We start from the raw sequence: 2467 nt of genomic DNA, 5'->3' as shown, positions 1-2467 counted from the left end.
ACGCCGGAGGGTGGGTGAACCTGACGGTGGCAGGGGCTGATGGCACGCCGCTCGCGGTGGATGCCCATGTTCCGCCACGTGCCACCTGGCCGGTTCCGGTGATCGTCACGCGTACCGCCTACGGGCGCTCCGCCCACCTGGCGGAGGGGCAAGGCTGGACTGAGCGTGGATTCGGCTACGTGGTGCAGGATGTCCGGGGCCGGTATGACTCGGAGGGCACGTGGCGGCCGTACCGGGATGAGCGGGCCGACGGCGCCGCGCTGGTGGACTGGATCCTGTCCCAGCCCTGGTGCGACGGCGGGTTGGTGGCCTACGGCGGCTCGTACGCCGGATACACCGCCTGGGCGCTGGCGGTGGAACGACCCGACGCGGTGCGGGCGATCGTGAGCCTAGGCCCGTCGATGGGTCTGCACCGTACGAAGTTCGAGCCCGGTGGCATTCTGCGCCTGGCTGAGCACGCGTACTGGTGGTTGGAACGCGCCGACGCCCGCACCAGCCGCGACGGTCTGGTCCGGCTGGTGCATGGCCGGCAGCCTGACGTCCTGGATCACCTACCGGTGTGTGAGCTGCCGGAGCGGATGGGTGCTGTCCTGCCGCATTGGGGTGACATTCTGCGGACTGGCACCGCGCCAAGGCCGGAGACGTTCACGGACGGCGAGCTCGCGGCCGTCCGCGCCGCCGCGTTCCACGTGGGTGGCTGGTACGACCTGTTGATCTCCGAGACGTTGGAGCACTGGCGGCTTGTCGGTTCGGCGGTGACGCCGCGACCGCCGCGGCGTCTGCTCATCGGGGCATGGGGGCACGACCTCGCCTTCGCCGCGACGACCCGGGTCGCCGATCGTGACCATGGACCGAGCTCACGCTACGACTTCGCGGCTAGCTGCGTCAGCTGGTTGCGAGAGGTGCTGACGGAGCGCGCGACGCCCACGCCCGCGGACGGAGCCGTCGGCACGGCCGCGGTGACCGTCTCGGGGACGGCCGCGTCCGGCGCCGAGGTCTTCATCCGCGGCGCTGACGAGTGGTCCATTGGCGACGACTGGCCGCCGCGGGAGGTCAGCGAGGCTGTCTGGCACGCCCGCGCTGACGGGACCCTGACCGCGGACCGGCCTGGCCCGGACGGATCATGTGGTTTCCGCTACGACCCGCGGGATCCGTTTCCCTCGACCGTGCCCGGCGCGGACCGCCGAGCGTTGCTCGCCCGTTCGGACGCCGTCCGCTTCGTCTCCGAGCCACTGGCAGCAGCGGTGACGATGGTCGGCTCCGCCACGGTGGAACTGGCCGTGTCGACGGACGCCGACGAGGCCGACTGGATCGTCCGGGTGCTTGCCTGGCTGCCCGCCGGCCCTGCCTACGAGCTTGCGTTTGGTAGCGCCACCTGGGCTGCGCGCCCCGGGTCCTCGGTCACCGGGACGATCGTGTTGTCCGGTGCGGCGGAGCGGGTGCCGGCTGGCGCGCGGCTCGTCCTGGAGATCACCAGTTGTGATCATCCGAATCTGGCGCGCAACCTGGGCACGAGTCGGAACCGCTACACCACCACGACCACGCGCGCCTGCGAGCAGACAGTCCTGGTCGGATCCGGGCAGACCGGCACCCGCCTGGTCCTGTTGACCATGGGAACGGCGGCACAAATGGACGAGGACACCTCGGCCACCCGCGACATCGGTACCCAGCGGGCCGGCGTGGCGATGAGTGTCGGCAGGGGGAGTGCGTCGTGACCGTCGAGGATCTCGTCGATTCCCGGCTGGGTCTGCTGACAACAGTGGTCGATCAGCCACCCGCCCCCGGTATGCCTGCGGGCTGGCTGGGGCGTAGCGCGCGGGTGGCCCGCGCCGACAGGTTCGCCGGGTGGCGGGCGGACGGGTTCGGATTCGGTGCCACCCTCGGTGACGCCGGTCGGGCGCGCGGCGCGGCGATCGGTGAAGCGGTGGAGCGGTACTGCGGCAACGCCGTGCCAGCGGTGCTGCCGGTCGCAAGCTGGGAGGCGCTGCGCGCGCAGGGGATCGCCGCGACTGATCCGTTGGAGTTCGCGTTGTACTCCGACCGGCAGTACGCGACGGCAGGTTTCCCGTTCGTCCGCTTCACCCGCGATCTCGAGGTTGCCTGGGTGACGGGCACGGATCTCCTCAGCGGTGACAGTGTGCTCGTGCCGGCCTCGCTGGTCTATCTCGACTACTTCCACGGCCCGCATCGCGCCGAGCCGCCGACGAACGCTCTCATGTACTCGGGGATCGCGGCTGGGGTGAGTCGGGCCGATGCGGAGACGGCGGCGTTGGAGGAGCTGTTCGAACGGGACGCGACCACGATCTGGTGGGCCTGCGGCGCACCGACACATGCGGTGACCGATGGGGGTGTGGTGACCGGCCAGCTGGGCCGGCCGTACCGGGATCGCCCCCTGACCGTCCGACTGCTCGCCGTCCCCTCCCAGCTGGGGGTTCCTGTCCTCGGGGCCTTTCTCGCGGACGAGGCT

General features: G+C 71.1%; 2 protein-coding genes. Both read left to right on the top strand.

Annotation, left to right across the window (positions count from 1 at the left end; all coding sequences use genetic code 11):
- A partial coding sequence (locus AC5LSR_RS10455) for a CocE/NonD family hydrolase (protein WP_493468392.1) occupies positions 1–1715 on the top strand: 1715 nt, incomplete at its 5' end.
- On the top strand, positions 1712–2467 hold a 756-nt coding region (locus tag AC5LSR_RS10450; RefSeq protein ID WP_493468391.1), incomplete at its 3' end, for a YcaO-like family protein. The genes AC5LSR_RS10455 and AC5LSR_RS10450, both read left to right, overlap by 4 nt.

The sequence above is a fragment of the Protofrankia sp. CiP1_Cm_nod4 genome, assembly GCF_982290645.1.
The sequence above is the reverse complement of the archived record's forward strand: the minus strand, read 5'-3'. Positions and strand labels throughout refer to the sequence as shown.